The following is a 25,365-nucleotide window of genomic DNA, read 5'->3' as shown; positions in this document are numbered from 1 at the left end:
GCACCATAAATTGAGATTGCTGATGAGAAGTTGCGAAGCGCTTTCCAAATTTAAGTGAAATCTGCATTACTGATTTTTAGTATAGACGCTAATTATTGGCGTCACAGATAAGTTGCTATCAGTCCCCTATGGAATGAAATATAAAGAGCACATATACTGTATATCCATTCAGCAAATTTTGTGCAATACTAAATCGTTTATTAATACTGGCTCGTTAATTAAGACTACCAAGTTCATTTTTGTTCACTATCAATTCATTCGGGAAGTGGTAAATGGAGAATATCGAAGTCCGCGGCGCACGCACGCATAACCTAAAAAATATCAATCTCATCATCCCCCGAGACAAGCTGATAGTTATTACAGGGCTATCTGGTTCAGGGAAATCTTCCCTTGCCTTTGATACCCTCTATGCTGAAGGTCAGCGTCGTTATGTTGAGTCACTATCCGCGTATGCTCGTCAATTCCTTTCTTTAATGGAAAAGCCGGATGTTGACCATATCGAAGGGCTGTCGCCTGCTATCTCCATTGAACAGAAATCCACTTCTCATAACCCACGTTCAACGGTTGGGACCATCACCGAGATCCATGATTACCTGCGTCTATTGTTTGCCCGTGTAGGTGAGCCACGCTGCCCTGATCATGATATTCCGCTTGCGGCACAAACCGTTAGCCAGATGGTGGATAACGTCCTCGCACAGCCGACCGATCGCCGCATGATGCTGCTGGCTCCGGTCGTAAAAGAACGTAAAGGTGAGCACGTTAAGTTACTCGATAACTTAGCGAGCCAAGGGTATATTCGCGCCCGTATTGATGGTGAAGTTTGTGATTTATCCGATCCACCAAAACTCGAGTTACAGAAAAAACATACCATTGAAGTCGTGGTTGACCGTTTCAAAGTACGCGACGATATCGCCCAGCGTCTTGCAGAATCCTTTGAAACTGCACTCGAGTTATCTGGCGGCACCGCTGTTGTCGCTGATATGGATGACTCAAAAGCCGAAGAATTAGTGTTCTCTGCTAACTTTGCGTGCCCTGTTTGTGGCTATAGTATGATGGAGTTAGAGCCACGCCTGTTCTCATTCAACAACCCAGCAGGGGCTTGCCCAAGCTGCGACGGCTTAGGGGTTCAGCAATTTTTTGATCCTGAGCGTGTGATTCAAAATCCCGAAATTTCCCTTGCGGGCGGGGCTATTCGCGGCTGGGATCGTCGTAATTTCTATTATTTTCAGATGCTAATGTCATTGGGCGAACACTATAAGTTTGATGTTGAAGCCCCCTATGACTCACTCAGCCCAGCTATTCAAAAAGTAATTTTGTATGGTTCAGGCAAAGAAACTATTGAATTCAAATATCGTAATGATCGCGGAGATATTACCGTACGCCACCATCCGTTCGAAGGTGTGCTTAACAATATGGAACGCCGTTATAAAGAAACGGAATCCACCGCGGTGCGCGAAGAGTTAGCAAAATACATTAGCAACCGCCCTTGTGTGACTTGCTCCGGAACCCGTCTGCGTAAAGAAGCTCGCTTTGTGTTTGTGGAAAATACCACCCTGCCTGAAATTGCAGATTACAGCATCGGTCATGCAATGGAGTTTTTCCAAAACTTAAAACTCAGTGGGCAACGCGCCAAGATTGCCGAAAAAATCCTGAAAGAGATCAGCGACCGTCTAAAGTTCTTAGTGAATGTGGGACTCAATTACTTAAGCCTTTCACGCTCCGCAGAAACATTATCCGGCGGTGAGGCCCAACGTATCCGTCTAGCAAGCCAAATCGGTGCGGGTCTGGTCGGTGTGATGTATGTGCTGGATGAACCGTCTATCGGGCTCCACCAGCGCGATAATGACCGATTACTGGAAACCCTGATTCACCTACGTAACTTAGGGAACACCGTGATTGTGGTTGAGCACGATGAAGATGCGATCCGCGCTGCTGACCATGTGATTGATATTGGTCCAGGTGCCGGTGTTCACGGTGGTCAAATTGTGGCGCAAGGTACATTGGAAGATATCGTTGCTAACCCAGAATCCTTAACGGGTAAATTCTTAAGTGGTGAGCGCAAGATTGATATCCCACAAATGCGGGTTCCATTTAATAAAGATAAAGTGTTGACGGTGATGGGCGCAACAGGCAACAACCTGAAGAATGTCACCCTGAATATTCCTGTTGGCTTATTTACATGTATTACAGGGGTTTCTGGTTCCGGTAAATCCACGCTCATCAACGATACGCTATTTCCAATTGCTCAGCGCCAGTTAAATGGGGCAACAGTGATTAACCCTGCGCCGTATACCAATGTCGAAGGTTTAGAGCATTTCGATAAAGTGATCGATATCGACCAAAGCCCTATTGGACGTACACCGCGTTCTAACCCAGCCACTTATACGGGTATATTTACGCCAATTCGTGAGCTGTTCGCAGGTGTACCAGAATCACGGACTCGTGGCTATAACCCAGGGCGTTTCAGCTTTAACGTGAAAGGCGGTCGTTGTGAAGCCTGCCAAGGGGATGGGGTAATTAAGGTGGAAATGCACTTCCTGCCCGATGTCTATGTGCCGTGTGACCAATGTAAAGGTAAGCGCTATAACCGCGAAACCTTAGAAATCAAATACAAAGGTAAAAGCATTCATGAAGTGTTGGATATGACCATCGAAGAGTCCCGCGAATTCTTTGATGCCGTGCCTGCGCTAGCGCGTAAGCTGCAAACGCTGATGGATGTGGGTCTCTCCTACATTCGCTTAGGTCAATCTGCGACAACCTTATCCGGCGGTGAAGCCCAGCGCGTAAAATTAGCTCGCGAGTTGTCTAAACGCGGCACCGGACAGACCATCTATATCTTGGATGAGCCAACCACCGGATTGCACTTTGCCGATATCCAGCAACTGCTTGTTGTCTTGCACCAATTGCGTGATCAAGGCAATACCATCGTCGTCATCGAGCATAACTTGGATGTGATCAAAACGGCAGACTGGATTGTTGACCTAGGCCCAGAAGGTGGTAGCGGTGGAGGTGAGATTTTAATTTCAGGTACCCCTGAGCAAGTGGCTGAGTGTGAAAAATCCCATACTGCGCGTTTCTTGAAGCCTATCTTAGCGCGTGGCTACTGAGTTAACTGAAGTAAAAATAGTTAACAGAAACCGCCAATCAAAATAGAAAAAGGGGAACTCAGTTCCCCTTTTTAATGCTTATATAACCGTTCGTTACTAACGATTACTGGCTAACTGCCGCGAACGCTTCCACGATACGCTTCACGTTATGACGGTTTACACCTGCCATACACACGCGACCTGTTCCAACTAAATAAACCGCAAACTCATCTTTCAGACGGTCAACTTGTTGTTGAGAAAAACCCGTGTAGCTAAACATACCGCGCTGTTTTAACAAGTGGTCGAAGTTTTTGTTTGGTAGTGCTTTTTTCAGCTCATCCACCAAAACAGTACGCATATCTAAAATACGCAAACGCATCTCTTCCACTTCGTCCAGCCATTTGGCTTTTTGTTGGCTATCAGTCAGTACTGCCGCAACAATTTTTGCGCCGTTAGACGGTGGGCTTGAATACAGACGACGGACACCCGCTTTCAATTGACCCAACACGCGGTCGCGCTCATCTTTATCTTTACAGATAACAGATAAACCACCCGCACGTTCACCGTAGATACCAAAGATTTTCGAGAATGAATTGCTGACGAATACTGGCAGACCCGCTTTTACCATCGTGCGAATTGCATAAGCATCTTCATCGATACCTTCCGCAAAACCTTGATATGCGATATCTAAGAATGGGATCAATTTGTGTTCAAGTGCCACTTTCGTCACTTCATCCCACTGAGCTGGGGTTAAATCCGAGCCGGTTGGGTTATGGCAGCAAGGGTGCATTAAGATGATGCTGTTCTCTGGTAACTTCTTGAAGGTTTCCAGCATTTCATCAAACTTAACCCCTTTAGTTTTTTCATCGAAATAAGGGTAGTAATGCACTTTCGTGCCTGCGCCAGAGAAGATAGAGGCGTGGTTTTCCCATGTTGGGTTACTGCACCAGACTTCTGAATTCGGGAAATAATGGTGTAAAAAATCAGCCCCAATTTTCAGTGCGCCAGAACCACCGATGGTTTGTACGGTAGCAATACGCTCTTGAGCAATTAGCGGACAATCTTCACCGAACACCAATTTTTGTAATTCAGTACGGTAATCTTTCAAACCTTCCATTGGCAGATAAAGCGATGCACTTGCCGGAAGTTTTCTCAGTGCAGCTTTCGCTGTGCCGACGGTTTCCAGCTCAGGGGTTTTCCCCTCTGCATCATAATAAAGACCAATACTCAGGTTAATTTTGCCTTCACGAGTATCTTTATTAAATTCATCCATCAGCGACAAAATTGGGTCGCCCGGATAAGCATCAACATGTTGGTACACAGGATATCTCCTACTTGTAGGTTTTCTTTATTACTTTTGTCTTGTGAAAATAACCCTTTAAAACCTATTCGTCTACATATTCCATTGCGACTCGTGAGGTCAATTTCGTCAAAAGCTCATAGTTAATGATGCCTGTTTGTGTGGCAATTTCTTCCACAGGCAGAGCATTTCCCCATAGAATGACGTCATCCCCCACTTTATCGGTGGCATCTGGTCCTAAATCCACGACGGTCATGTCCATGGAAATTCGTCCAATAATCGGCACTTTTCGCCCATTTACTAGAACGGGTGTTCCTGATGGTACGTTACGCGGATAACCATCTCCATAACCAATCGCTACCACCCCAAGGCGGGTATTGCGTTCACTGCACCATGTTTCGCCGTAGCCAACACACTGCCCTACCGAATGCTCTCTCACTGCAATTAGGCTGGATTTTAAAGTCATGACGGGTAATAAACCAAAGCTTGCAGCGCTTTTGCCTTCTTGCGGTGAGGCGCCATACATCATAATGCCGGGGCGAACCCAGTCATAATGGGCTTCTGGCCATAAAAGGATCCCCGCGGATGCCGCGATGGATTTTTCACCCGGTTTATCAGAGACAAACTGTTGGAAGCATTCGATTTGTTTTTTGGTGGTTGGGAGTTCAGGCGCATCGGCCTGACAGAAGTGGCTGACAATGTTGATAGGTAAATCCACGTTGCTACAGCTTTGAAGACGTTGGTAAAAACTTTCCGCATGCTGAGGAAGTACGCCAAGGCGATGCATGCCAGTATCGAGTTTCATCCATACTTTGATTTTTTTAGCGAGCTGGGCATTTTCCAGCATTTCCAGTTGTTCAATGCAGTGGATCACCGTATCGATGTTGTATTCCACCATCAACTGCAAATCGGATTTTTCGAAGAAACCTTCTAATAAAACAATCGGTTTTGTCACGCCTTGATGTCGAAGCAGCAGGGCTTCATTTAAACGCGCCACCCCAAAACCGTCGACAATTCCTTGAATTTCGGTGCCAACTCCAATTAATCCATGACCATAAGCGTTTGCTTTAACAACTGCAATCAGACGGCTATTCGGCGCCAATTCTCTCACGCGTTGCAGGTTGTGTCGCAGAGCGCGGCGGTTTATTAATGCGGTTGCCGCTTTCATTTCTTCCTCTTAATTATTCATTTTAAAATTTAACTTATTTAGTCTTCAGTCTTCAATCTTCAATTTTCAATTTTCTATAAGCTCTAAATAATTCGCACTGTGGCTAGGCGGCAAGAGAAGCTAAGCCTGGGGAGCATACAAAAGTATGTGACTCAGGTTAGCGAACGCAGCCAACAACGCCACAGTGTGAAGTATGACGAGATTACTCGTCGTCATAAGCCGGGCCGGCGTAGTTATCAAACCTCGACCACTGCCCATTAAACGTCAGCCTCACCGTCCCTATCGGACCATTACGTTGTTTACCTAAAATAATTTCTGCGACCCCTTTGAGGTCGCTGTTATCGTGATAGACCTCGTCACGATAGATAAACATGATTAAGTCGGCATCTTGCTCGATGGAGCCTGATTCACGTAAGTCGGAGTTTACTGGGCGTTTGTCTGCACGTTGCTCCAAGCTACGGTTTAGCTGAGAAAGCGCCACCACTGGTACGTTTAATTCTTTCGCTAACGCTTTGAGGGAACGGGAAATTTCGGCGATTTCTAATGTACGGTTATCCGACAACGCTGGCACACGCATTAACTGAAGGTAGTCGATCATAATCAGGCTTAGCCCCCCGTGTTCGCGGTAAATTCGGCGAGCACGAGAACGCACTTCCGTTGGCGTTAACCCCGATGAGTCATCAATGTACATATTGCGTTTTTCCATCAATATGCCCATGGTGCTCGAAATTCGTGCCCAATCCTCATCATCAAGCTGCCCCGTACGAATACGGGTTTGGTCTACGCGAGACAGTGATGCGAGCATACGCATCATGATCTGGTTGCCGGGCATCTCCAAACTGAAGATAAGTACTGGTTTTTCTTCAGTCATCGCCGCATTTTCACACAAGTTCATCGCAAAGGTGGTTTTACCCATGGATGGACGCGCGGCAACAATAATTAAATCTGAGCCTTGTAACCCTGCGGTTTTCTTATCTAAATCTTGATAACCCGTAGAAACACCGGTGACACCATCATGAGGCTGCTGATAAAGCTGTTCTATTTTCTCAACGGTTTCCGACAAAATCGCTTCAATCCCTTTCGGACCTTCATCTTTATTCGCGCGAGATTCTGCGATTTGGAAAACTTTGGTTTCTGCGAAATCGAGTAAATCTTCGCTACTGCGACCTTGTGGGTCATACCCTGCATCAGCAATATCATTGGCGACAGAGATCATATCGCGAACAATGGCACGTTCGCGCACGATGTCCGCATAAGCGTTAATGTTCGCCGCACTTGGGGTATTTTTCGATAATTCCGCTAAGTAAGCAAAGCCTCCGACGCTGTCCAATTCTCCTTGCTGTTCAAGGGATTCTGACAGGGTGATCAAGTCAATAGGCTTGCCCTGCTCAAGCAGGATCTGCATTTGTGCAAAGATTGTGCGGTGAGGACGACTAAAAAAGTCAGCTGACGTGACACGCTCAGAGACCGTGTCCCAGCGTTCGTTGTCTAACATCAGTCCCCCCAATACAGACTGTTCCGCTTCGATAGAGTGCGGCGGAAGTTTTAAACCTTCCATTTGCTGATCGCGCGGTGGGTTTGTCTTGTAATCTGAGGAGGGTTTTTTAGCCATACTTGAAATATCCACGTCTATAATTAACCAACAGTTAGTATACGCCAATCTTAGGTGTCATGTGGCGTCTTTATTGTTATCTGCACAAGATATTATTGCAGGCACAATCTTAACACAGCGCACAAACCGATAATTCTTCTCAGTAAAGCATCGCGTTATGATGGGGCAATTGATACTGTTAATAAAAACAAACTCACTCATTGGAGATGATCATGGCAAAACGTATTGAATTTTCGCAACATGGTGGTCCTGAAGTCCTCAATTTTGTCGACTATTCCCCGAATGCGCCGGCTGAAAACGAAATCCAAATCGAAAACCGTGCAATTGGTATTAACTTTATTGATACCTATGTACGCAGTGGACTGTATCCAGTTGCAAGTTTGCCATGTGGACTCGGCACCGAAGCGGCGGGTGTCGTGGTTAAAACTGGCTCCCAAGTCACCGGTTTCAAACCAGGTGATCGCGTAGTTTATGCACAAGGCCCGCTAGGCGCATACAGTGAAGTTCATAATGTACCTGTCAATGCCGTGGCACACTTACCCGATGGTATCACTTTCGAACAAGCAGCTGCCTGTTCGCTTAAAGGCATGACCGTTTACTATCTGCTCAATCAAACCTATCAAGTTCAAAAAGATGAAGTTTTCTTATTTCACGCTGCCGCGGGTGGTGTTGGTCTGATTGCTTGCCAATGGGCAAAAGCGTTAGGCGCGAAAATGATTGGTACCGTTGGCTCTGAAGAGAAAGCGCAGCGTGCGAAAGCCGTAGGGGCGTGGGAAGTCATCAATTACCAAACCGAAAACATCGCTGAACGCGTAAAAGAAATCACTCACGGTGAAAAAGTGAATGTGGTGTATGACTCTGTAGGTCAAGCGACTTGGCTCGCTTCTTTAGATTCACTGAAACGTCGCGGTTTAATGGTGAGCTTTGGTAATGCTTCTGGCGCCGTAACTGGGGTTAACTTAGGGATTTTAAATCAAAAAGGCTCTCTGTATGTGACCCGCCCATCATTAGGCGGCTATGTCACTAACAGAGAAGAGTTAGACCAAGCCAGCAACGCCCTGTTTGATATGATTTTAAGTGGCAAAGTGAATGTGGATGTGCCGGCATCTCAAATTTTTGCGCTGAAAGATGCCCAAAAGGCGCACCAAACATTAGAACAACGTAAGACTCAAGGCTCAAGCTTGCTCATTCCTTAATTCATAAAAAAGCGCCAGCTATCAATAACTGGCGCTTTTAAAATTCTAACAACGGTAATTTTTACTCACTTCCGTTGCACTAAATAATTACTTCAGTTGCACGAATTAATAGTGCCCTTTGCGTGCTTGCTGCTCTTTGTAGATCTGCTGGTTCTCTTTAATGGTGTTTAACACTGTTCCCTCATAGGGATCTTGCTTTGGTGGTTCTCGCATCTGCCCACCTGACCCCGAACATCCAGCAACTAACAGCAGCAAAGAGGTTGCTATTAATATTTTCATCTGCTTCTTCCTCATTCATTAATGAGTTTTATCATAGCATGCAGATAATCCTACTCAGCCCGCATCAGCCAAAATCGCAATTTCATTTAAGTAATATTTACTCGCCACGGGTCACAAACGCGAGCGCTTGTTCAACCACTGATAAGTCAGCACCCTGTTTATGGGCATTTTCGCTTAAGTGGCGACGCCATTGACGAGCCCCCGGAATTCCTTGGAAAATCCCTAAAATATGGCGAGTCATATGCCCTAAATAAGCCCCGTTAGACAGCTCTTTTTCGATGTATGGATACATGCTACGGACAGCAGCAACGCTATCGACAATGGGCATTGTTTCATCAAACAATTGATTATCTACCGCGGTTAAGATTGATGGATTTTGATACGCTTCACGACCCACCATCACGCCATCTAAATGTTTTAGATGTTCTTTAGCTTCTTCGAGAGTTTTAACGCCCCCATTGATAGCCATGGTGAGATGCGGAAAATCACGTTTTAATTGGTATACGCGAGGGTAATCCAGTGGGGGAATTTCACGGTTTTCTTTTGGACTTAACCCTGATAACCACGCCTTGCGAGCATGGATAATAAACATGTCACAGTCCCCTTTTGTGGAGACGGTATCAATGAATTCACATAAAAATTCGTAGCTATCTTGCTCATCAATCCCAATGCGTGTTTTCACCGTTACAGGGATAGACACCACGTCACGCATCGCTTTGACACAATCCGCGACCAGCTGAGCATCCGCCATTAAACATGCACCAAAACGCCCGTTCTGTACGCGGTCTGATGGGCAACCAACGTTCAGGTTGATTTCATCGTAGCCACGCTCTTGCGCTAATTTTGCGCATTGCGCTAAAGCCGCGGGGTCACTGCCACCCAACTGCAAGGAAACGGGATGCTCTTCTTCGCTATAAGCAAGATAATCACCTTTGCCATAAATGATCGCGCCCGTCGTCACCATTTCGGTGTACAGCAACGTATTTTTCGTTAATAAGCGATGGAAATAACGGCAATGGCGGTCGGTCCAATCCAGCATAGGCGCAACCGAGAAGCGGTTAAGGTTTTTGTAACCACCTGTTGTTGATGGTGTATTTTGTTCTATCGTTTGATTTTGTTGCATGTTGGTCTTTTGGCGTTGATATCGAATTTAAGGCTTATGCTGTTGTGAAATAGCAAAAGAAAGCCGCATTTTAACAGCTGACTTTCTTTTGTCATAATAAACTGTGCTGGCCGTTTTCGAGGAGTTGGTGACGCCCTTGTTATCTATGATAAAAAAGGCGCTTCTGGCTTAGATTTTTTGAAGGGAAACTTGGCCGAACGTCATAAAAATCAGTGTACTACCTGCAACGCCGCGATAAACACCTTGTTGCTCATTTAACTCACAAGCCAATGCCGCCAACTGCCATGCATCATACTCTTCGATATCGCTCACACGGGAGGTCAGCAAACTATTATCTTGGCGCTCACCGTAAGCTTTAACCGCAATCGCATCTCGCATTAATGACTCATCAATGGAGCTATTCGCCCAGCCCCACATCCAGCTCCCCACATTTTGGTCATAAGTCCCAATGATTTGCACGGGTGCCGTCACCATTATATTGTCCGGTGCATGGAAAATAATGGTGCCTTCATCTTGATCCACCGACCAACTGGCTTCATCCAATTTCCAATTATCGCAATGGAACTGATTTTTCAATTCCAGAGAGTTCATGCTGCGTTCAATTAATGCCTCATAAGGCATCTGTTCTAATTCACTCTTCATGTTAAATACGATTCCATTAACCAATATTTTTCAGTGCGTCGATAACCATCTGCCAAAACTTGTCGCGGTCTAATTTCACGGCAACCTGGGTATGGCAATCCGCAGGAGCGGGATGTCGAAAATCTGCCACCGTCATGCCAAGAGTCAGCGTTCCCGTTAATTCGATGTCCACAGGAACTTTTTGGGTGGTCATTACTGATGGGTCTATCACATAGGCAACAGCGCAAGGATCATGCACTGGTGGCGCATCAAAACCCTGAGCTTGTTTGTACATTTTTCCGAAGAAATCCAGCAATTCGACAACAAACTGCGAGCATTTCGTGTCTATTTCGGCAATTTTCGCCACGACTTCTGGCGTTGCCAGTGCTTGGTGAGTGAGATCCAGACCAACCATCGTTAGCGGCCATTTTTCATTGAAAACAATATGGGCGGCTTCTGGATCTATTTTGATATTAAATTCTGCGACTGGACTCCAATTTCCCACATGGTAGCCACCGCCCATCAACACCACTTCTTTTACGCGTTCCACAATCCGAGGTTCTAGTCTTGCCGCTAACGCGATATTGGTCAGTGCCCCCGTAGGCACCAAAGTAATGGTTTTTGGTGGGTGGGACATAATCGTATCGATGATCAAATTCACCCCATGGCGCTCATCCAACGCTAGCGTTGGAGTTGGAAGCTCAGGACCATCCAACCCGGAATCCCCATGAATATCGGGCGCCACTTCCACTTCACGCACTAATGGACGCGCTGAACCCGCAGCAAAAGGAATGCCGCGAATATTCGCCATTTCAGCAATCGCACGGGCATTACGGGTGACTTTTTCGAGAGTTTGGTTGCCTGCAACCGTGGTGACGGCGAGTAAATCGATGTCTGGATTACCGTAAGCCAGTAGCATAGCGATGGCATCGTCATGCCCTGGGTCACAGTCTAAAATAATCTTTTTCGTCATAGGGTTGCCTTATCGTCAATCGGGATCCACATTTTGCGGATCCCAATTTAGCTATCTCATGCGGCAAAATCTATGCTCGATGTCTGAATACGGAGAAATTTATTTCAAAACATGCGCATACACGCGTTTTGGTCCATTTTCATTTTTTGAAATATAGACCCCTTGTAGCTCTGGTGCAAAGCCCGGCAAGGCGTTAATTCCCGCTTCCAGCGCTTTAAAATACTGAAGAACAGGTCCTGACCAGACTTCCCCCGGTACCACACACAGCACGCCCGGCGGATAAGGTAACGCCCCTTCTGCGGCAATTCGCCCCTCTAACTCATCCAGTGGCAGTAATTCCACATTGCCGCGAATAAACTCCAGATGTGCCTGTTGTGGATTCATTTTCACTACAGGGAAATGCGCCTTGCGGAACATCTCTTTTTGTAGCTGTTTAATATTAAAATCCACGCTTAATTGATGCATTTCTTGGCACAATCGACGCAGAGTATACCCTTGATACTGTTCCTGATAACGCTGATACACGGATGGTAAAACGTCTTCAAATAATGCGTCTTCATCCAGAAGCTGCTCGAAACGTACTAAGTGAGAAACCAGCAATTCCAGCTTTTCACGTGATTCCGCTGGTGTTAGCAGGAATAAAATCGAGTTTAAATCGCATTTTTCAGGGATCACCCCATGTTCACGCAGGAAATGTGCCAAAATCGTCGCAGGAACCCCGAAAGACTCATATTCGCCGCTTTCTACATCAATCCCCGGCGTCGTCAGCATCAGCTTGCATGGGTCAACGAAATATTGGTCTTGCGCGTAACCCTCAAACGCATGCCAACGCTCTTTCGGAATGAAATTAAAGAAACGCTGCTCCGATGCAATTTGTTCTGTTGGGTATTCATGCCACGGCTTTCCATCCACTCGCTCAGGCACAAACGATCTAAAGTGACGGCAGTGTTGAATAATGGATTTTCTGACCTCAATCCCTTGTCGCACACACTCCATCCACATCATTTCCCCCGCTTCCCCTTGGTGCATGCGCGCATTCACATCTAATGAAGCAAACAGTGGGTAAAACGGGCTGGTAGAGGCGTGCATCATAAACGCGTTATTCAGTTTCTTATGGGAAACAAAGCGCTCTTGACCTTTGATATGGTTATCTTTTTTATGGATCTGCGAAGCCTGTGAAAAACCCGCCAACTGCTTATGAACAGATTGCGTCACCATAATACCGGGGTCATTCTCGTTCAGTTCCAGCAGCAACGGCGAGCATTGGCGCATCATCGGGATAAATTGTTCGTAACCCACCCACGCGGAATCAAACAGAATGTATTCGCAAAGGTGCCCAATCTTATCCACCACTTGCCTCGCGTTGTAGACTGTTCCGTCATAAGTCCCTAGCTGGATCACGGCAAGGCGGAACGGTTTTTCTGCCTGTGCTTTTTCCGGCATCACTTCGCTCACCGCGTTTCTTAAGTATTCTTCGGTAAAACAGTGGGCATCAATTCCACCAATAAATCCAAATGGATTACGCGCTGTTTCCAAATAAACGGGTGTTGCCCCTGCTTGGATCAGGGCGCCATGATGGTTAGATTTATGGTTATTGCGGTCAAACAGCACTAAATCACCCGGTGTTAATAAGGCATTTAAGACCACTTTATTGGATGACGACGTGCCATTAAGCACAAAATAGGTTTTATCTGCATTGAACACTTTCGCCGCAAATTTTTGGGCTTCTTTTGCCGCACCTTCGTGGATCAGCAAATCCCCCATCGCCACATCAGCGTTACATAAATCAGTGCGAAAGAGATTTTCACCATAGAATTGGTAGAACTGTTCACCCGTTGGATGACGACGGAAAAATTGTCCGCCTTGGTGTCCTGGGCAGGCAAACGTTACATTGTGACCCGCAGCATAATCCATCATTCTCGCAAAGAATGGCGGTAATAGCTGTTCAAGGTATTGGTTTGCAGCATCCCGTAATTGGCGGCTATTCTCTTCACGCGCAGCAGGCGCTGGCGGTAATAATGCGGTCAAATAGTCAGGTGTTGGTGCATTGTCTGGTAGCTGCTTGTCACTAATGACAAACAGCGGAATACTGAGTTTACTGTCTGCAACTCTCTTCCACAGCCCTTGGTTTGCATCTTGTTCAGAGAGCACAACCGCAGCGATATTATTTAACTGTGCATCGCGAATATCTACCCACTGGAATTGACCCGTAAAATAGATAGCGACCCCCTGGCTACATGCCACATTGATTTTCTTCATAGCAGTCTGGCTCTTGGTTAGCTGAGGTAAAGAGGGGCTCAATATACTTGATAGATACTGAGATTGAAATAGTCAGAATTAATGCAAAATTATTCAGTTTTGCCTAGAGTGAATATTTTTTATAACTTACTGGTTAATAGTATAAAAATTTCCGGATAACCTCACCGGATTTTTAGTCATAAACCATGAAAAATAGATTATTTGCAGATTAACCGACCGAAACAGACAATAATGACAGTGGATCAGTCGGTTAATTTTTCGAGACGACGAGGTTACTTGTTTCTTTCTACGTACAGAGTTTGAGATGGATATGCAAAGTCCGCATTATGACGCTTAACTATATCAATAATTTTCAAATAGACCGCTTGCTGCGCATCCAGCCATTCTGCCCATACGGTGGTTTTCGTAAAGCAGTACACCATAATATTTAGGGAAGAATCCGCAAACGCATCAAAATAGACCAGCAAGGTTTGCCCTGTATCGATATTTTCATCTTGCTTCAGCATGGTGCGAATATCGTCCACAATCGCGCTGACTTTGTCGGCATCTTCATAACGTAAACCGATTTCTGTTTTAATCCGTCGGTTAGTCATGCGCCCTGGGTTTTCAACACTAATGGAAGAAAATAGCGAGTTAGGAATATAAAGCGGACGATGGTCAAACGTAACAATCTTGGTGATCCGCCAGCCAATTTCGACGACCGTACCTTCAATATTTCTATCCGGCGAGCTGACCCAATCCCCAATATTAAACGGGCGGTCGAAATAGAGCATGATCCCTGAGAAAAAGTTACTCAGGATATCTTTACCCGCCATACCGATGGCGATACCGCCAATGCCCCCAAATGCCATTAATCCTGACAAACTCATGCCAAAATGTTCGCCAAATAACAGCATAATGATGACGATGACCGCAGTCTTAAATACTCGTGCAATAATCCGCGCGGAAGTCGGGTCACTGCCTTTTTTAATCTGTTTTTTCTCTAGGCGGTTAACCAACTGAAAGAATTTTCGCGTGATAATCAATGCTATCACCGATATGGCGACTAGATTAATCAGTGGTGTTGAAATAAAGGTTAAATCAAAGTCACTGGCTGCCATATCTACAGATTGAGCTGTCACCAACACCATCACGCACAGCACCATGGTTTGGATCACATGCACCAAAATGCTTTTTCGCTTATGTTTGTGCCGCTTGTGTAAAACTTCAAAAAGCAAATACAACGCTAAACAGACGGCAATGATGGTCATGCCAATGGCATATTTTTCAAGTAATGCTTCTATCATGTTTATTGCCCTAAACTGACATTGAAAACTAATTTGCTGTGTAAAATATAACACTCTAAATAGTGAGTGAATAACTGCTAAGATATCAATTATTCATTTAATTTTCTCAATAATTATCAATTACTTTTCAGGTAGTCTAATAATGAACAGTGTCTATTTCTCACCTAAAAAACAAGAAATTCAAAATGTTCTACTACTGAATCCTCATCAACGATATGACTATTTTATCGGCAAGGTTGCAGATTGGGAGCAAGTATGGACATTGGGTAACCATGAGGGTTTAGTCACGGCACAAGATGATAGCCAGTGTTTATTTTTACCTCTGTGGGTCGCAAAAGAGTATGCCGAATTATGCTTAACCGATGAATGGAGCAGATGTTACCCGCTTCCTATGACACTGGAACATTTAATGGCGGAAATATTACCTGACATGGCGAGCGCCAATATTAAAACGGCAATTATGATGCTACCTAATGGTAAGGGTACCCCGATATTTGATGCTCAGAGCGTGCTCGATGACTTACAAGAAGAGTGCCAGCAATATGAGTAAAAGGCTGCGTATTGGCAGCCTCATAAAAAATTAAAAAACAAAATTTACTGTTCAACACCCGTCGTCACGGTAAATTGACGGTTTTCCCCCGCCTCCAACCAAATCAGCGTTTGGTTATTTTTCGCAGCAATAAACCCTTCAGGGCGACAGGTTGCTGGTAACACGAATGCCCCCACTTTTTGATCGCCATTATATAAAATCCAGCGAGTCGCATAATTCAGTTCATTGGCTTTAAAGCGGGTCACAAAGGTATTACCCGCTGGCGAAGTCATCTTAAATTCAGGGTTTGCCGTGTATTGGCTCAAATTGTCCATAAAAAAGACAATTTCAGGGTCGCACATTTGCGGCTGATTCAGCTGATTGAGCGTCGCCTTGCCTGACTTGAGCGCTTGATTAAAATCGAGCCATTTTTGCGTTGGATGCACATGCCCCGGAATAGATTCACGCAGCTTAATCGCCTGCTCAGGAATATTCTGCGTTAAAGTACCATCGTCCACATAGGCATAGTTCATATGGCACATATATTGGAGCGGCATAGGTACTGATGCCAAGTTAGTGACGGACATATGAATGTCAAACAGCGCGCTATCGGTATGTAATTGCACAGACGGCGCGGCACGATAATGATGGCCAAAGCCCATCACATACTCATACTCGCCACACACTTTAAGGCTGTTTTCCGTCAATTCAAGCCATGCGCTATCCATTGGTGCGCAAGGCATTTCCCCGTGCAATGGGTGATTATCTTCTGGCGATGGGCAACCATTACTAATTAATCCAGAATGGAAGGCGAAGCAGCCATAGGTTTCAATCACAGTTGGAACAGGCTTAGGTTCTGAAAACATATTTTCCATTTTCAGATTTTGCCCGCAAAACTCAGCATCCCAAATCATCTGCCCTAAAAATGGCAAAATGGTTAAATGCCCCTGCGAGTTTTCAACACGCAGCCCTTGCACACCAGATTGATAGACAAATGCGGAAACGGAAAACTGGCTATTTTTCAGGATTAAGGTCGGTTTTTCCGTAAATAAGCGTTTATGTAACGGGATAATTGTGTTCATTGTCATACTCACGGTTTGAGGTAAAGATGGGTAGGCGTAGCGCCTACCCTGAGTCACAGTTAATTATTTGGCTTGTTGTTTAGCTTTAAAGCGACGTTCGCCAACGAAGTAAATGCCCACGTAGACGAAACACAACATGGAAACTAAGAAAGAGAGTTGCAGAGAGTGAGTGATATCCGCGACATAGCCTTGGATAGCAGGTACAACTGCCGCACCAACAATCGCCATGACAATCACTGCACCCGCCATTTCAGTATGCTCGTTGTCGACGGTTTCCAAAGTGCCCGCATAGATAGTTGCCCAGCACGGTCCAAACAGGATGCTCACCAGTACTGCTGCATACACCGCAGTGAAGCTCGGCATAAAGGCCACATACACCAGGAACAGCACACCAATAATCGAATAGATAATCAGTACTTTATCCGCGTTAAAGCGAGTCATTAAGATGTTGGCAATAAACTTACCGATAAAGAAACAGGCAAAGCTGTAGACCATAAAGTTAGAGGCATCACGCTCGTTGATATCCCCCATTTCCAGCGCTAAACGGATGGTGAACGACCAAACGGCAACTTGCATTCCCACATATAAGAACTGGGCAATGATCCCTTTTCTAAAGCGACTGTTTTTAGCTAAATATTTTAAGGTATCCAGTGCAGAAGGACGTTTATGTTCCGCCGTTTCTGCCACTTTGCATTTCGGGAATTTAGTCAGTAAAAACAGGATCATCACAACAACCAATACCATGATCATATAACGGTATGGTTCAAGGGTGTTTTCCAGCATCGCTAAACGGAATTCATGGATTTGAGTCGCATCCATGTTTGCCATTTGATTTTGCAGGCTTTCCCCTTCAGAGAAGACCAAATATTTACCTAATAAGATCCCGCCTGCGGCACCAATTGGGTAGAAGGTTTGGCTGATGTTCAGACGCAGAGTCGCGTACTGTTTTGGACCAATCATCGAACTGTAAGTATTCGCTGCGGTTTCAAGGAAGCTTAAACCAATCGCGATAGCAAAAATCGCGGCTAAAAACATGGTGTAAGTCGCCATATGAGACGCAGGGAAGAACATGGAACAACCCGCGATATACAAAATAAGCCCGATCATAATCGCGTATTTATAACTGGTTTTTTTGATAACCAGTGAAGCTGGAATGGCAATCAAGAAGTAACCGCCATAGAACGCACTTTGCACTAATGCAGAGGCAAAGTTACTGAGTTCGAAAACGCTTTTAAACTGTGTGATTAAAATATCATTCAGTGCTGCTGCACATCCCCAGAGCGGGAATAAGCAGGAAAGTAGGATAAATTGGAATATAGGTGTCTTATTCAGGTACCCATCAGGTAACTGAGTTATATTTTTGATGTTCATATTAACCCTTAATAATTTTTATTATATTTTTAACCGGCTAAACGGGCTTTTTGCTCTAATGGCAACCTTCATTTCAACCGGCCATGCTCAACATCATTCAAATTCAGAGCAAATATTGTGGGTACAGGTAATGCTTCTGGTGCTTGAAAGATGATGCGTACTAATTATTCAACTGCACAAACTCACTGAACTGCTCGATGCTTGGGTAAGAAGATTGGGTGCCTTTTCCCGTTACGCTAAAGGCTGAAAACAGAACCGCTTTTTTCATCGCTTCTTCGATATTTCCGGTATGAACATAGTAATGAGAGAAACAACCAATGAATGCATCCCCTGCCCCGCTGGTATCAATCGCGTTCACTTTAATAGCGGGAATGAATAGCTCATTGTCGCGAGTCATCCATAGCGCACCTTTATCACCTAAAGTGACAATCAGATTTTTCAGGCCTTTGTCTAACAAGGATTGAGCCGCACGACGCACGTTATCCATGGTATCCACTGGCATATTGGTCAGAATTTCTAGCTCGGTTTCATTTGGTACAAAGAAATCACAACGGCATGCGTAATCTAAATCCAGTGCGCGTTGTGCTGGCGCTGGGTTAAGCAATACAGGGATGTTGTGCTTATTACCAAAGGCAATTGCGTGGTAAACCGTTTCCAGCTGCACTTCCAGCTGCAATACGATCAATTTACATTTTTTCAGATCTTCCGCAGCGCGGTCGATATCTTCAGGGGATAAAAACTTATTCGCCCCTTTGACAATCAAAATGCTGTTAGACGAATTTTGGTTAACGAAAATTGGCGCAACACCGCTTGAGGTACATGGCACTTTTTCTACATAACGCGTATTGATGCCGTAAGACTCAAGATTACGAATAGTGTTATCCGCAAAAATGTCGTCACCGACCTTAGTTAGCATAATCACTTTGGAGTTTAATTTTGCTGCGGCAACAGCTTGGTTTGCCCCTTTACCGCCACAACCGATTTTGAAGGCTGGAGCTTCGAGGGTTTCCCCTTCTTTAGGCATTTGATCAATGTAAGTGATCAAATCGACCATGTTTGAACCGATAACTGCTATATCCATAATGTCCCTCGTGTTAAATAAATCACATAATGATATAATCCTAACATTATCATGTTGCAAAAATATCATTTGTGATTAGGATCTCGAATAACGAATGATCAAGTGTTATATCTGCCACATTTCCTCATTCTTTGTTACCTATTCCACATCTATTCTGAAAAACTTCATATAGGAAGGTTTAAAATGCAAGATTTAGCGAAATATATTGATCACACTTTATTGGCTGCCAATGCAACAGTTAACGATATCAAAACGTTATGTGCAGAAGCCGCAGAGCATCACTTTGCCTCTGTGTGTGTTAACACTGGCTATGTGCCATTGGCAAGCGAATGTTTAAAAGATAGCGATGTGATGGTGTGCTGTGTTGTTGGTTTCCCATTAGGCGCATGTTTAACAGAAGCCAAAGCGTTTGAAGCTGCTGAAGCAGTACGCCGTGGTGCCGATGAAGTGGATATGGTCATCAACGTAGGCATGCTGAAAAGCGGTGATTTAGACTTTGTTCGCCAAGATATCGAAGCTGTTTTTGCGGCTTGTGGTAAGGCAACATTAAAGGTGATCCTCGAAACTTGCCTGTTAACTGATGAAGAAATCACACAGGTTTGTGAAATTTGCCGCACAATTAACGTTGGATTTGTGAAAACTTCAACAGGATTCAGTACAATGGGTGCCACTGAGCATCACGTCGCTTTAATGCGCAAAGTGGTTGGTAATGAAATTGGCGTCAAAGCATCCGGTGGCGTACGTACGCGTGAAACCGCAATTAAGATGATTGAAGCTGGTGCTAACCGCGTTGGTGCAAGTGCGAGTGTCGCTATTGTAACGGGAGAAAATACCACTCCAAGTGACTACTAAACAACGGGGCGCGGTTCGTCCGCGCCATCATAAAAAGGATTGCAGGGTGATAGAAACTAAACAAAAAGAACGCCTTCGCCGATTAAGTGAATGTATTAAACGTTCAGGACGCATTCATCTTAAAGAAGCCGCGAGAATACTCGAAGTCTCTGAAATGACCATTCGCCGAGATCTCAATGCGGACACCGAAGGTCCTATCCCAATGTCACTGCTTGGTGGCTATATTGTTTCTGTCACTCAACCTACCGCTTTAGCTCCTCACGAACCCCATGCCGATATTTTCACGCCAGATCAAACTGAAGACCTATATATTCCTAATTTAGCCGCCAGTATGATCAGTGAAGACGATGTGATCTTTTTCGACAATGGCATCGAAATGGCGACCTTAATAGCCTTAATCCCAGAAGAAATTAGCTTTACCGGAATTTGTTATTCTCATAACGTTTTTCTCGCATTGAGCCAGAAAAAAAATGCCACGGCGCTACTGTGTGGTGGGGAATACCGCCCAAAAAGTGATTCTTTTTACAGCCCAACGCTGCCTTCGTTATTAGATTCCATTAACCCCAAAAAAGCGTTTATGTCCGCCACTGGGGTTCACAGTGCTTATGGGGTGACTTGCTATAATCTCGATGATTTACCGATGAAAAAGAAAGGCATGGAAAAATCTATCCGTAAGATTTTATTAGCACCTTACAATCTGTTTGATGAAGTGGCGACCGCCAATATGGGCGAACTATCCCAGTTTGATGTGATTGTCACAAATCGGCAACTCAGCGATGAGTATGAAACCTACTGCCGCAATGGGTTTGTGAAAGTGATTTATTAGTACAATATATCCCTTCTTCTTTATATGTCGATTTTTACAATAAAAATCGACATTTCATATCTATGTATCGATTGAGTCGACACAATTTTCCTATATGTATATTTTTCGTCAGTTTTTCGACACGTTTTCCTTATGCGTGTCGATTGCTTAAAAACTAAATCCGCACCGTCAAATAATCTTCCGCAATCTGCGTCTCAGGAAACTCAGCTTGGCACTCCGCCAGTAAACGCGGAATGTCATCCGACCCATAACGCCCACTGATATGCGTCGCAATAAACCGTTTTACTCCTGCTTGTTTGGCAAGTTGCGCCGCTTGTCGGGTAGAAGAATGCCCATGTTCATTGGCTTTCGCCTCTAGCGCCACTTCTAGCGTAGTTTCATGCACCATCACATCGGCATTTTTTGCCAATAACAACGCATCTGGCGTTGGGATGGTATCCCCAAACATCGCCACTACTTTACCTGCAACTGGCTCACCAAGGTAGTCAGCTCCATTCACGGTACGACCATCTTCTAGCTCAATCACTTCGCCCTTTTTCAGCGCCTGCATCCAAGGCCCGCGAGGGATCCCATCTTGCTCCAGTTTTTGCACATTTAGCGCCCCCGGTTTTGGATGTTCTTCAATACGATAGCCATAACATTCTACGCGGTGATCCAACCGATACGCAGTGACGATCATCTCCCCATCATCAAATAACTTACCTGCCTCAATTTCTACAATTTCAAGAGGATAAGTCATATAGGAGTCGCTCACTGATAAGACGGTTTCCACGTACTGTTTCAGCCCTTTTGGTCCATATAGCGTTAAGGGATCCGTCGTTCCCCCCATCGAGCGGCTACACAGCAATCCCGGTAAACCAAAAATATGGTCACCGTGTAAATGAGTAATAAAAATCTTCTCGATTTTGGGTGTTTTAAAGGGGCTGTTTAAGATTCGGTGCTGAGTGCCTTCGCCACAGTCAAAGAGCCAGTAGCTTTTACGGATACCGACTAAATTTAATATCATACTGGTGACATTGCGCTCTTTTGTTGGCACACCTGCGCTAGTACCCAAGAAAGTCAGCTCCATAATTCCTCTTCTATCTCTTTGTTTTTAAATTAAGAAAATACAATTCCAAACTTTTCCAAAATGGCTAACGTCGCTTTTTTGAGGGCTTTTTTATTGTTGCAATTTTCGTCGTGACCACGCGGGTAAAATTTATGGAATTCACAGCTATTCCAACTAGCAAGTTTAGTTTCTTTTTAAGTCAAATTAATTCACAAGCTCATACCTAGCTCCCTACTCCAAAATGGCCGCGTAAATTTTCGCCACTAGGAATCCATTGAATGAGTCCCTCTTTTTTAACCGTTAAACAAAAACTGGCTAACAGTTTTGTTATATTTACGGCTATTTGGTCGTCCGTCATTATGCCTGTTGTTCCAGCTTATGCAAAAATGTTGGATAACAAAGAGCTACCATCACTAGGTAGCGACCAGATCATCAACGAAGATAATACTGAGCGCTTAACCGCCGAGCACACTAAAACAATCGGAACCTTCTTTTCACAAAAGAAAACGATGAAGGATCTGTCTGAGATGGCGCAAGACTACGCGCGAAATAAAGTTGCCAGTGAAGCCACAAAAGAGATTGAACATTGGTTATCCAAAGCGGGTAATGTCAAACTCAATATCGATATTGATAAAAAGTTCTCCGTTAAAAACTCACAGTTTGACTGGCTGATCCCTTGGTATGACCAAGAGGAAATATTGCTATTCACCCAGCACAGCCTACATCGTTATGATGAACGATTTCATACCAATAATGGGATTGGCTTACGTCATTTCCATGAAAAAAGCACTATTGGTATGAATGCATTTATCGACCACGATTTTTCTCACGCCCATACTCGCGCAGGATTAGGAATTGAATATTGGCAAGACTACTTAAAATTAAATGCCAATAGCTATTTCGGTTTAACCGCATGGAAAAGCGCTCCAGAACTCAACCATGACTATAATACCAAACCCGCCCACGGCTGGGATATTCAAGTAGAAGGCTGGCTACCGGCTTATCCACACCTAGGTGGAAACTTAAAGTATGAGCAATACTATGGCGATAGCGTTGCCTTATTCGGAAAAACAAAACGTCAAAAAAACCCGAATGCCGCGACCATCGGTGCTAACTGGACGCCATTCCCATTATTAACATTAAATGCCAGCCATAAATTTAGCAGCGAAAAACAAGCCGAGACCCAAGCGAAACTTCAATTTACTTGGACTTTCGGTAAGAGCTTAGCCCACCATTTAGATCCAACTAAGGTCGCCGAGACACGCCGTCTTTCAGGTAACCGTTATGATTTTGTTGAACGCAATAATAATATTATTCTCAACTATCAAAAGAAAACCTTACTGCACCTGTCATTACCGACTAAAATCCAAGGGGAAACAGGACAATCCGTTCCACTAGTCAAATCTTTCACTGGTAAATATCCTCTCAAGCACATTGAGTGGCAAGCACCTGAGTTTTTAGCTGCAGGCGGCTCTATTAGCTCCACTGATCAAACGGCTACCCTGACTTTACCATCATATAAAACATCCAATACGGCAAAAGATACACAAAAGATAAATCGCTACCGTTTACAAGCAACTGCCTATGATATTAAAGGCAACGCCTCTCCTATTGCTGAAACCTTAATTGAAATTATTCATCCTGACATGCTCAGCATCAGCCCTAATGACGTGACCTTTCATGGTAAAGGTTTAGCTAATGGTCTTGATATTAATGCCCTTACCGCCATTGTCAGAGACCCTTTAGGTAATCCAGTTTCCAACGCAAAAGTCATGTTTATTTTACCCAATACACTCTCTCTCGCTTCCCAGAATATAAAAACTGCCACTAACTCCAGTACTCAGAACGGCCTACGTAAAAAAATGCAAGCGATGAAAGGAACAAAACCATTGGAGTACACCACGACAACAAATACGAAAGGCGAAGCTCGAGTACAATTCACTTCACAAATTGCAGGATCATACGAAATTAGTGCTTACACAGGTAATCAGCAACTCACGAAAGCTCAAGTCGTTTTCAAGCCTGATTCCACTCAAGCGCATATTTACAGTGTTATCGTCACCCGGGCTAAGGCTATAGCTGATGGTATTTCAACAAATTCAGTTCAAGCTTATATTACTGACAAAAATGGAAACCCTATTGCCAATCAGGAAGTTACCTTTGCAGCTACTCATGCAAAAATCGTCGATAAAGCAACAACGGATAAAAATGGTGTTGTTGAAGTTACACTCACTAGCTTAAAAGCCGGTCCAAGTGAAGTGACCATATCAGTCAATGGTCATAGTGAGACCAAAGCCGTTGAGTTCCTTAGCGGAAAATTACATCAAGTTACTATCTTAGATGTACATGAAGTACATGCAGGCAGAGAAAGCCAAGTGTCATTCCAATTATTGGATAGCCACGGCAATCCAATAATTGATGCCCAAAATGACATTACAGTCATCATTGACAAAAAACCGGAATCTGCCGCAATTAGGTATACTGATGTCGATAATGGTATCTATGAGGCTAAAATTTCAGGACAACAATCAGGGAAGCATACGATCCAAGTTGTTCTGGATAAATTAATCTCACCTGAGCGAACATTTACCACACTTGGAGCTTCATCCATAAAATCAGCCAATACAGATGGTAGTGGTGCAGCAGGGGCATTAGGCGTCATTGCAAGCATTGAAATAGACATCAGCCCTAACCGGACTAATTTTAAATCTGGTGACAACCCGCTGATTATGGTCACGCTGAAAGATAGTTTTGGTAATGCAATTGAAAATGTGGATTTCAATAATATTCACCTTGGCAACACTAAAGGCAAAGATCTTGCTTGGCGCGATGAAGGGCACAGTGACTATATTGTCAATTTACCATTAACCACAGTTGGTGATATTGATATCACTGCCCATGTAAATGGAATATTTAGTCCGAAAACCATTTTGACGGTCAACCGCAATAGTGATATTTCAAATATTCAAAATGTCGTGGTGACACCAATCGATCCATCGGCCAATGCGGGGGATAAACCGGCATTAAAAGTTGAACTAACAGATAGCTACGGCAACTCTGTTAACGATATTAAGCAACTTGACGTGATCATTGCCGGAACAAAACTCACGCTGCCAGCCACCCAAAATCCAGATGGTAGCTACACCGTCACCCTGCCGGCACAGCACAGTGGAAATAAACATATTCAGGTGTCGGTCAATGGTAAAGGCTCCAACCAAGCGACCATTACCGTACAAACACCTTCTACCATCTCGTCGGTCCCAAATGGGCAATCCGGTGCACAAGGGGTGCTGGATACTGTTATCCTGAGCAGCAGCGCCCTCACCAACCTCAAATCCGGTGACTCACTGGCGTTAACCGTGACAGCAACCGATAGCTTTAATAACCCGTTAACTGGTTTGGCTTCAGCTATCACGTTGGCCCATGTCCAAACCGGCAATGTAACATGGACAGATAATCAAGACGGCACTTATACCGCGTCACTGGTATTAAGCAAACTGGGCAGTGATACCCTGACGGCAACTGTAAATGCTATCGCTAGCCAAACCATTTCAATCACAGTGGAACCTAAATAAAGTAAAGCAATAACCACCGTAGAGTTACATGCCTAGCCCCCAATGATTATTACTACGGGGTAAAGCACAACGTTCACTCTTACTCTACGTGACAAACT

At 44.5% G+C, this 25,365-nt stretch carries 19 protein-coding genes; 6 read left to right on the top strand and 13 right to left on the bottom strand.

Features of this window, described 5'->3' with window-relative positions:
* Positions 1-272: 272 nt before the first annotated feature.
* A complete protein-coding gene (uvrA, locus tag M5X66_RS02525; RefSeq protein ID WP_036955029.1) occupies positions 273-3,107 on the top strand; it encodes an excinuclease ABC subunit UvrA in 2,835 nt (944 codons plus the stop codon).
* Between the two features lie 103 nt (positions 3,108-3,210).
* On the opposite strand, the gene M5X66_RS02520 is transcribed toward uvrA, so the two are convergent.
* The 3 genes from M5X66_RS02520 to dnaB all read right to left on the bottom strand — a co-directional run bounded on the left by M5X66_RS02520 (position 3,211) and on the right by dnaB (position 7,166).
* Positions 3,211-4,407 carry an amino acid aminotransferase gene (locus tag M5X66_RS02520; RefSeq protein WP_036955033.1) on the bottom strand — a complete coding sequence of 399 codons (1,197 nt, stop codon included), beginning with the start codon at positions 4,405-4,407 and terminating at the stop codon, positions 3,211-3,213.
* 64 nt (positions 4,408-4,471) lie between these two features.
* Entirely contained in the window at positions 4,472-5,554 is a 1,083-nt protein-coding gene (gene alr, locus M5X66_RS02515; protein WP_154599633.1) for an alanine racemase, read from the bottom strand.
* A gap of 202 nt (positions 5,555-5,756) precedes the next feature.
* Complete coding sequence (dnaB, locus tag M5X66_RS02510; protein WP_036955040.1) at positions 5,757-7,166, bottom strand: replicative DNA helicase; 1,410 nt, start codon at positions 7,164-7,166, stop codon at positions 5,757-5,759.
* A gap of 212 nt (positions 7,167-7,378) precedes the next feature.
* Here dnaB and M5X66_RS02505 point away from each other — a divergent pair, with 212 nt between their 5' ends.
* Positions 7,379-8,362: a quinone oxidoreductase gene (locus M5X66_RS02505; RefSeq protein ID WP_270103853.1), complete on the top strand. Its 984-nt coding sequence runs from the start codon at positions 7,379-7,381 to the stop codon at positions 8,360-8,362.
* Between the two features lie 105 nt (positions 8,363-8,467).
* Here the strand turns inward: M5X66_RS02505 and M5X66_RS02500 are convergent, their stop codons facing one another.
* The 6 genes from M5X66_RS02500 to M5X66_RS02475 form a co-directional block, all read right to left on the bottom strand.
* The gene (locus M5X66_RS02500; protein ID WP_181477955.1) at positions 8,468-8,641 is read right to left on the bottom strand and encodes a hypothetical protein; all 174 of its coding nucleotides are present in this window, start codon (positions 8,639-8,641) and stop codon (positions 8,468-8,470) included.
* Positions 8,642-8,738: 97 nt separating this feature from the next.
* A complete protein-coding gene (gene dusA, locus M5X66_RS02495; RefSeq protein WP_036955045.1) occupies positions 8,739-9,764 on the bottom strand; it encodes a tRNA dihydrouridine(20/20a) synthase DusA in 1,026 nt (341 codons plus the stop codon).
* A 168-nt stretch (positions 9,765-9,932) separates the two neighbouring features.
* Positions 9,933-10,406: a DUF6882 domain-containing protein gene (locus tag M5X66_RS02490; protein ID WP_036955048.1), complete on the bottom strand. Its 474-nt coding sequence runs from the start codon at positions 10,404-10,406 to the stop codon at positions 9,933-9,935.
* 16 nt (positions 10,407-10,422) lie between these two features.
* The gene (uriH, locus tag M5X66_RS02485; protein ID WP_036955049.1) at positions 10,423-11,358 is read right to left on the bottom strand and encodes a uridine-preferring nucleoside hydrolase UriH; all 936 of its coding nucleotides are present in this window, start codon (positions 11,356-11,358) and stop codon (positions 10,423-10,425) included.
* A 99-nt stretch (positions 11,359-11,457) separates the two neighbouring features.
* Positions 11,458-13,617: an ornithine decarboxylase gene (locus tag M5X66_RS02480; RefSeq protein ID WP_270103852.1), complete on the bottom strand. Its 2,160-nt coding sequence runs from the start codon at positions 13,615-13,617 to the stop codon at positions 11,458-11,460.
* A 272-nt stretch (positions 13,618-13,889) separates the two neighbouring features.
* A complete protein-coding gene (locus M5X66_RS02475; RefSeq protein WP_036955051.1) occupies positions 13,890-14,903 on the bottom strand; it encodes a mechanosensitive ion channel family protein in 1,014 nt (337 codons plus the stop codon).
* Positions 14,904-15,045: 142 nt separating this feature from the next.
* On the opposite strand from M5X66_RS02475, the gene M5X66_RS02470 reads away from it, so the two are divergent.
* Positions 15,046-15,453 (top strand): DUF2750 domain-containing protein, encoded by a 408-nt coding sequence (locus tag M5X66_RS02470; protein WP_036955054.1) that lies wholly within the window; start codon positions 15,046-15,048, stop codon positions 15,451-15,453.
* Between the two features lie 44 nt (positions 15,454-15,497).
* Here the strand turns inward: M5X66_RS02470 and M5X66_RS02465 are convergent, their stop codons facing one another.
* From M5X66_RS02465 to rbsK, 3 genes are all read right to left on the bottom strand, one after another.
* On the bottom strand, positions 15,498-16,514 hold the full coding sequence (locus M5X66_RS02465) for an aldose 1-epimerase family protein (protein WP_195848050.1): 1,017 nt from the start codon (positions 16,512-16,514) through the stop codon (positions 15,498-15,500).
* Between the two features lie 63 nt (positions 16,515-16,577).
* On the bottom strand, positions 16,578-17,885 hold the full coding sequence (gene fucP, locus M5X66_RS02460; protein WP_108479327.1) for an L-fucose:H+ symporter permease: 1,308 nt from the start codon (positions 17,883-17,885) through the stop codon (positions 16,578-16,580).
* 160 nt (positions 17,886-18,045) lie between these two features.
* Positions 18,046-18,966 carry a ribokinase gene (gene rbsK / locus M5X66_RS02455; RefSeq protein ID WP_154599639.1) on the bottom strand — a complete coding sequence of 307 codons (921 nt, stop codon included), beginning with the start codon at positions 18,964-18,966 and terminating at the stop codon, positions 18,046-18,048.
* Between the two features lie 183 nt (positions 18,967-19,149).
* On the opposite strand from rbsK, the gene deoC reads away from it, so the two are divergent.
* On the top strand, positions 19,150-19,818 hold the full coding sequence (gene deoC, locus M5X66_RS02450) for a deoxyribose-phosphate aldolase (protein WP_036955058.1): 669 nt from the start codon (positions 19,150-19,152) through the stop codon (positions 19,816-19,818).
* A gap of 46 nt (positions 19,819-19,864) precedes the next feature.
* Positions 19,865-20,644: a DeoR family transcriptional regulator gene (locus M5X66_RS02445; RefSeq protein WP_270103851.1), complete on the top strand. Its 780-nt coding sequence runs from the start codon at positions 19,865-19,867 to the stop codon at positions 20,642-20,644.
* 154 nt (positions 20,645-20,798) lie between these two features.
* Here the strand turns inward: M5X66_RS02445 and rnz are convergent, their stop codons facing one another.
* The gene (gene rnz, locus M5X66_RS02440; RefSeq protein WP_108479326.1) at positions 20,799-21,713 is read right to left on the bottom strand and encodes a ribonuclease Z; all 915 of its coding nucleotides are present in this window, start codon (positions 21,711-21,713) and stop codon (positions 20,799-20,801) included.
* 257 nt (positions 21,714-21,970) lie between these two features.
* On the opposite strand from rnz, the gene M5X66_RS02435 reads away from it, so the two are divergent.
* Positions 21,971-25,267, top strand: a complete 3,297-nt coding sequence (locus M5X66_RS02435; protein ID WP_270103850.1) for an inverse autotransporter beta domain-containing protein — start codon at positions 21,971-21,973, stop codon at positions 25,265-25,267.
* Positions 25,268-25,365: the final 98 nt, after the last annotated feature.

Origin of the sequence: Providencia sp. PROV188 (assembly GCF_027595165.1) — a bacterium.
GTDB classification, from domain to species: Bacteria; Pseudomonadota; Gammaproteobacteria; order Enterobacterales; family Enterobacteriaceae; genus Providencia; species Providencia lanzhouensis.
Note: the sequence above shows the minus strand (reverse complement) of the source record. Positions and strands in the feature narration are given on the sequence as shown.

Bases quoted from the DNA above. Each gene is read 5' to 3' on its own strand.
- uvrA (WP_036955029.1), top strand. From the start codon at position 273: ATGGAGAATATCGAAGTCCGCGGCGCACGCACGCATAACCTAAAAAAT.
- alr (WP_154599633.1), bottom strand. From the start codon at position 5,554: ATGAAAGCGGCAACCGCATTAATAAACCGCCGCGCTCTGCGACACAAC.
- dnaB (WP_036955040.1), bottom strand. From the start codon at position 7,166: ATGGCTAAAAAACCCTCCTCAGATTACAAGACAAACCCACCGCGCGAT.
- M5X66_RS02505 (WP_270103853.1), top strand. From the start codon at position 7,379: ATGGCAAAACGTATTGAATTTTCGCAACATGGTGGTCCTGAAGTCCTC.
- M5X66_RS02500 (WP_181477955.1), bottom strand. From the start codon at position 8,641: ATGAAAATATTAATAGCAACCTCTTTGCTGCTGTTAGTTGCTGGATGT.
- dusA (WP_036955045.1), bottom strand. From the start codon at position 9,764: ATGCAACAAAATCAAACGATAGAACAAAATACACCATCAACAACAGGT.
- M5X66_RS02490 (WP_036955048.1), bottom strand. From the start codon at position 10,406: ATGAAGAGTGAATTAGAACAGATGCCTTATGAGGCATTAATTGAACGC.
- uriH (WP_036955049.1), bottom strand. From the start codon at position 11,358: ATGACGAAAAAGATTATTTTAGACTGTGACCCAGGGCATGACGATGCC.
- M5X66_RS02480 (WP_270103852.1), bottom strand. From the start codon at position 13,617: ATGAAGAAAATCAATGTGGCATGTAGCCAGGGGGTCGCTATCTATTTT.
- M5X66_RS02475 (WP_036955051.1), bottom strand. From the start codon at position 14,903: ATGATAGAAGCATTACTTGAAAAATATGCCATTGGCATGACCATCATT.
- M5X66_RS02470 (WP_036955054.1), top strand. From the start codon at position 15,046: ATGAACAGTGTCTATTTCTCACCTAAAAAACAAGAAATTCAAAATGTT.
- M5X66_RS02465 (WP_195848050.1), bottom strand. From the start codon at position 16,514: ATGAACACAATTATCCCGTTACATAAACGCTTATTTACGGAAAAACCG.
- fucP (WP_108479327.1), bottom strand. From the start codon at position 17,885: ATGAACATCAAAAATATAACTCAGTTACCTGATGGGTACCTGAATAAG.
- rbsK (WP_154599639.1), bottom strand. From the start codon at position 18,966: ATGGATATAGCAGTTATCGGTTCAAACATGGTCGATTTGATCACTTAC.
- deoC (WP_036955058.1), top strand. From the start codon at position 19,150: ATGCAAGATTTAGCGAAATATATTGATCACACTTTATTGGCTGCCAAT.
- rnz (WP_108479326.1), bottom strand. From the start codon at position 21,713: ATGGAGCTGACTTTCTTGGGTACTAGCGCAGGTGTGCCAACAAAAGAG.
- M5X66_RS02435 (WP_270103850.1), top strand. From the start codon at position 21,971: ATGAGTCCCTCTTTTTTAACCGTTAAACAAAAACTGGCTAACAGTTTT.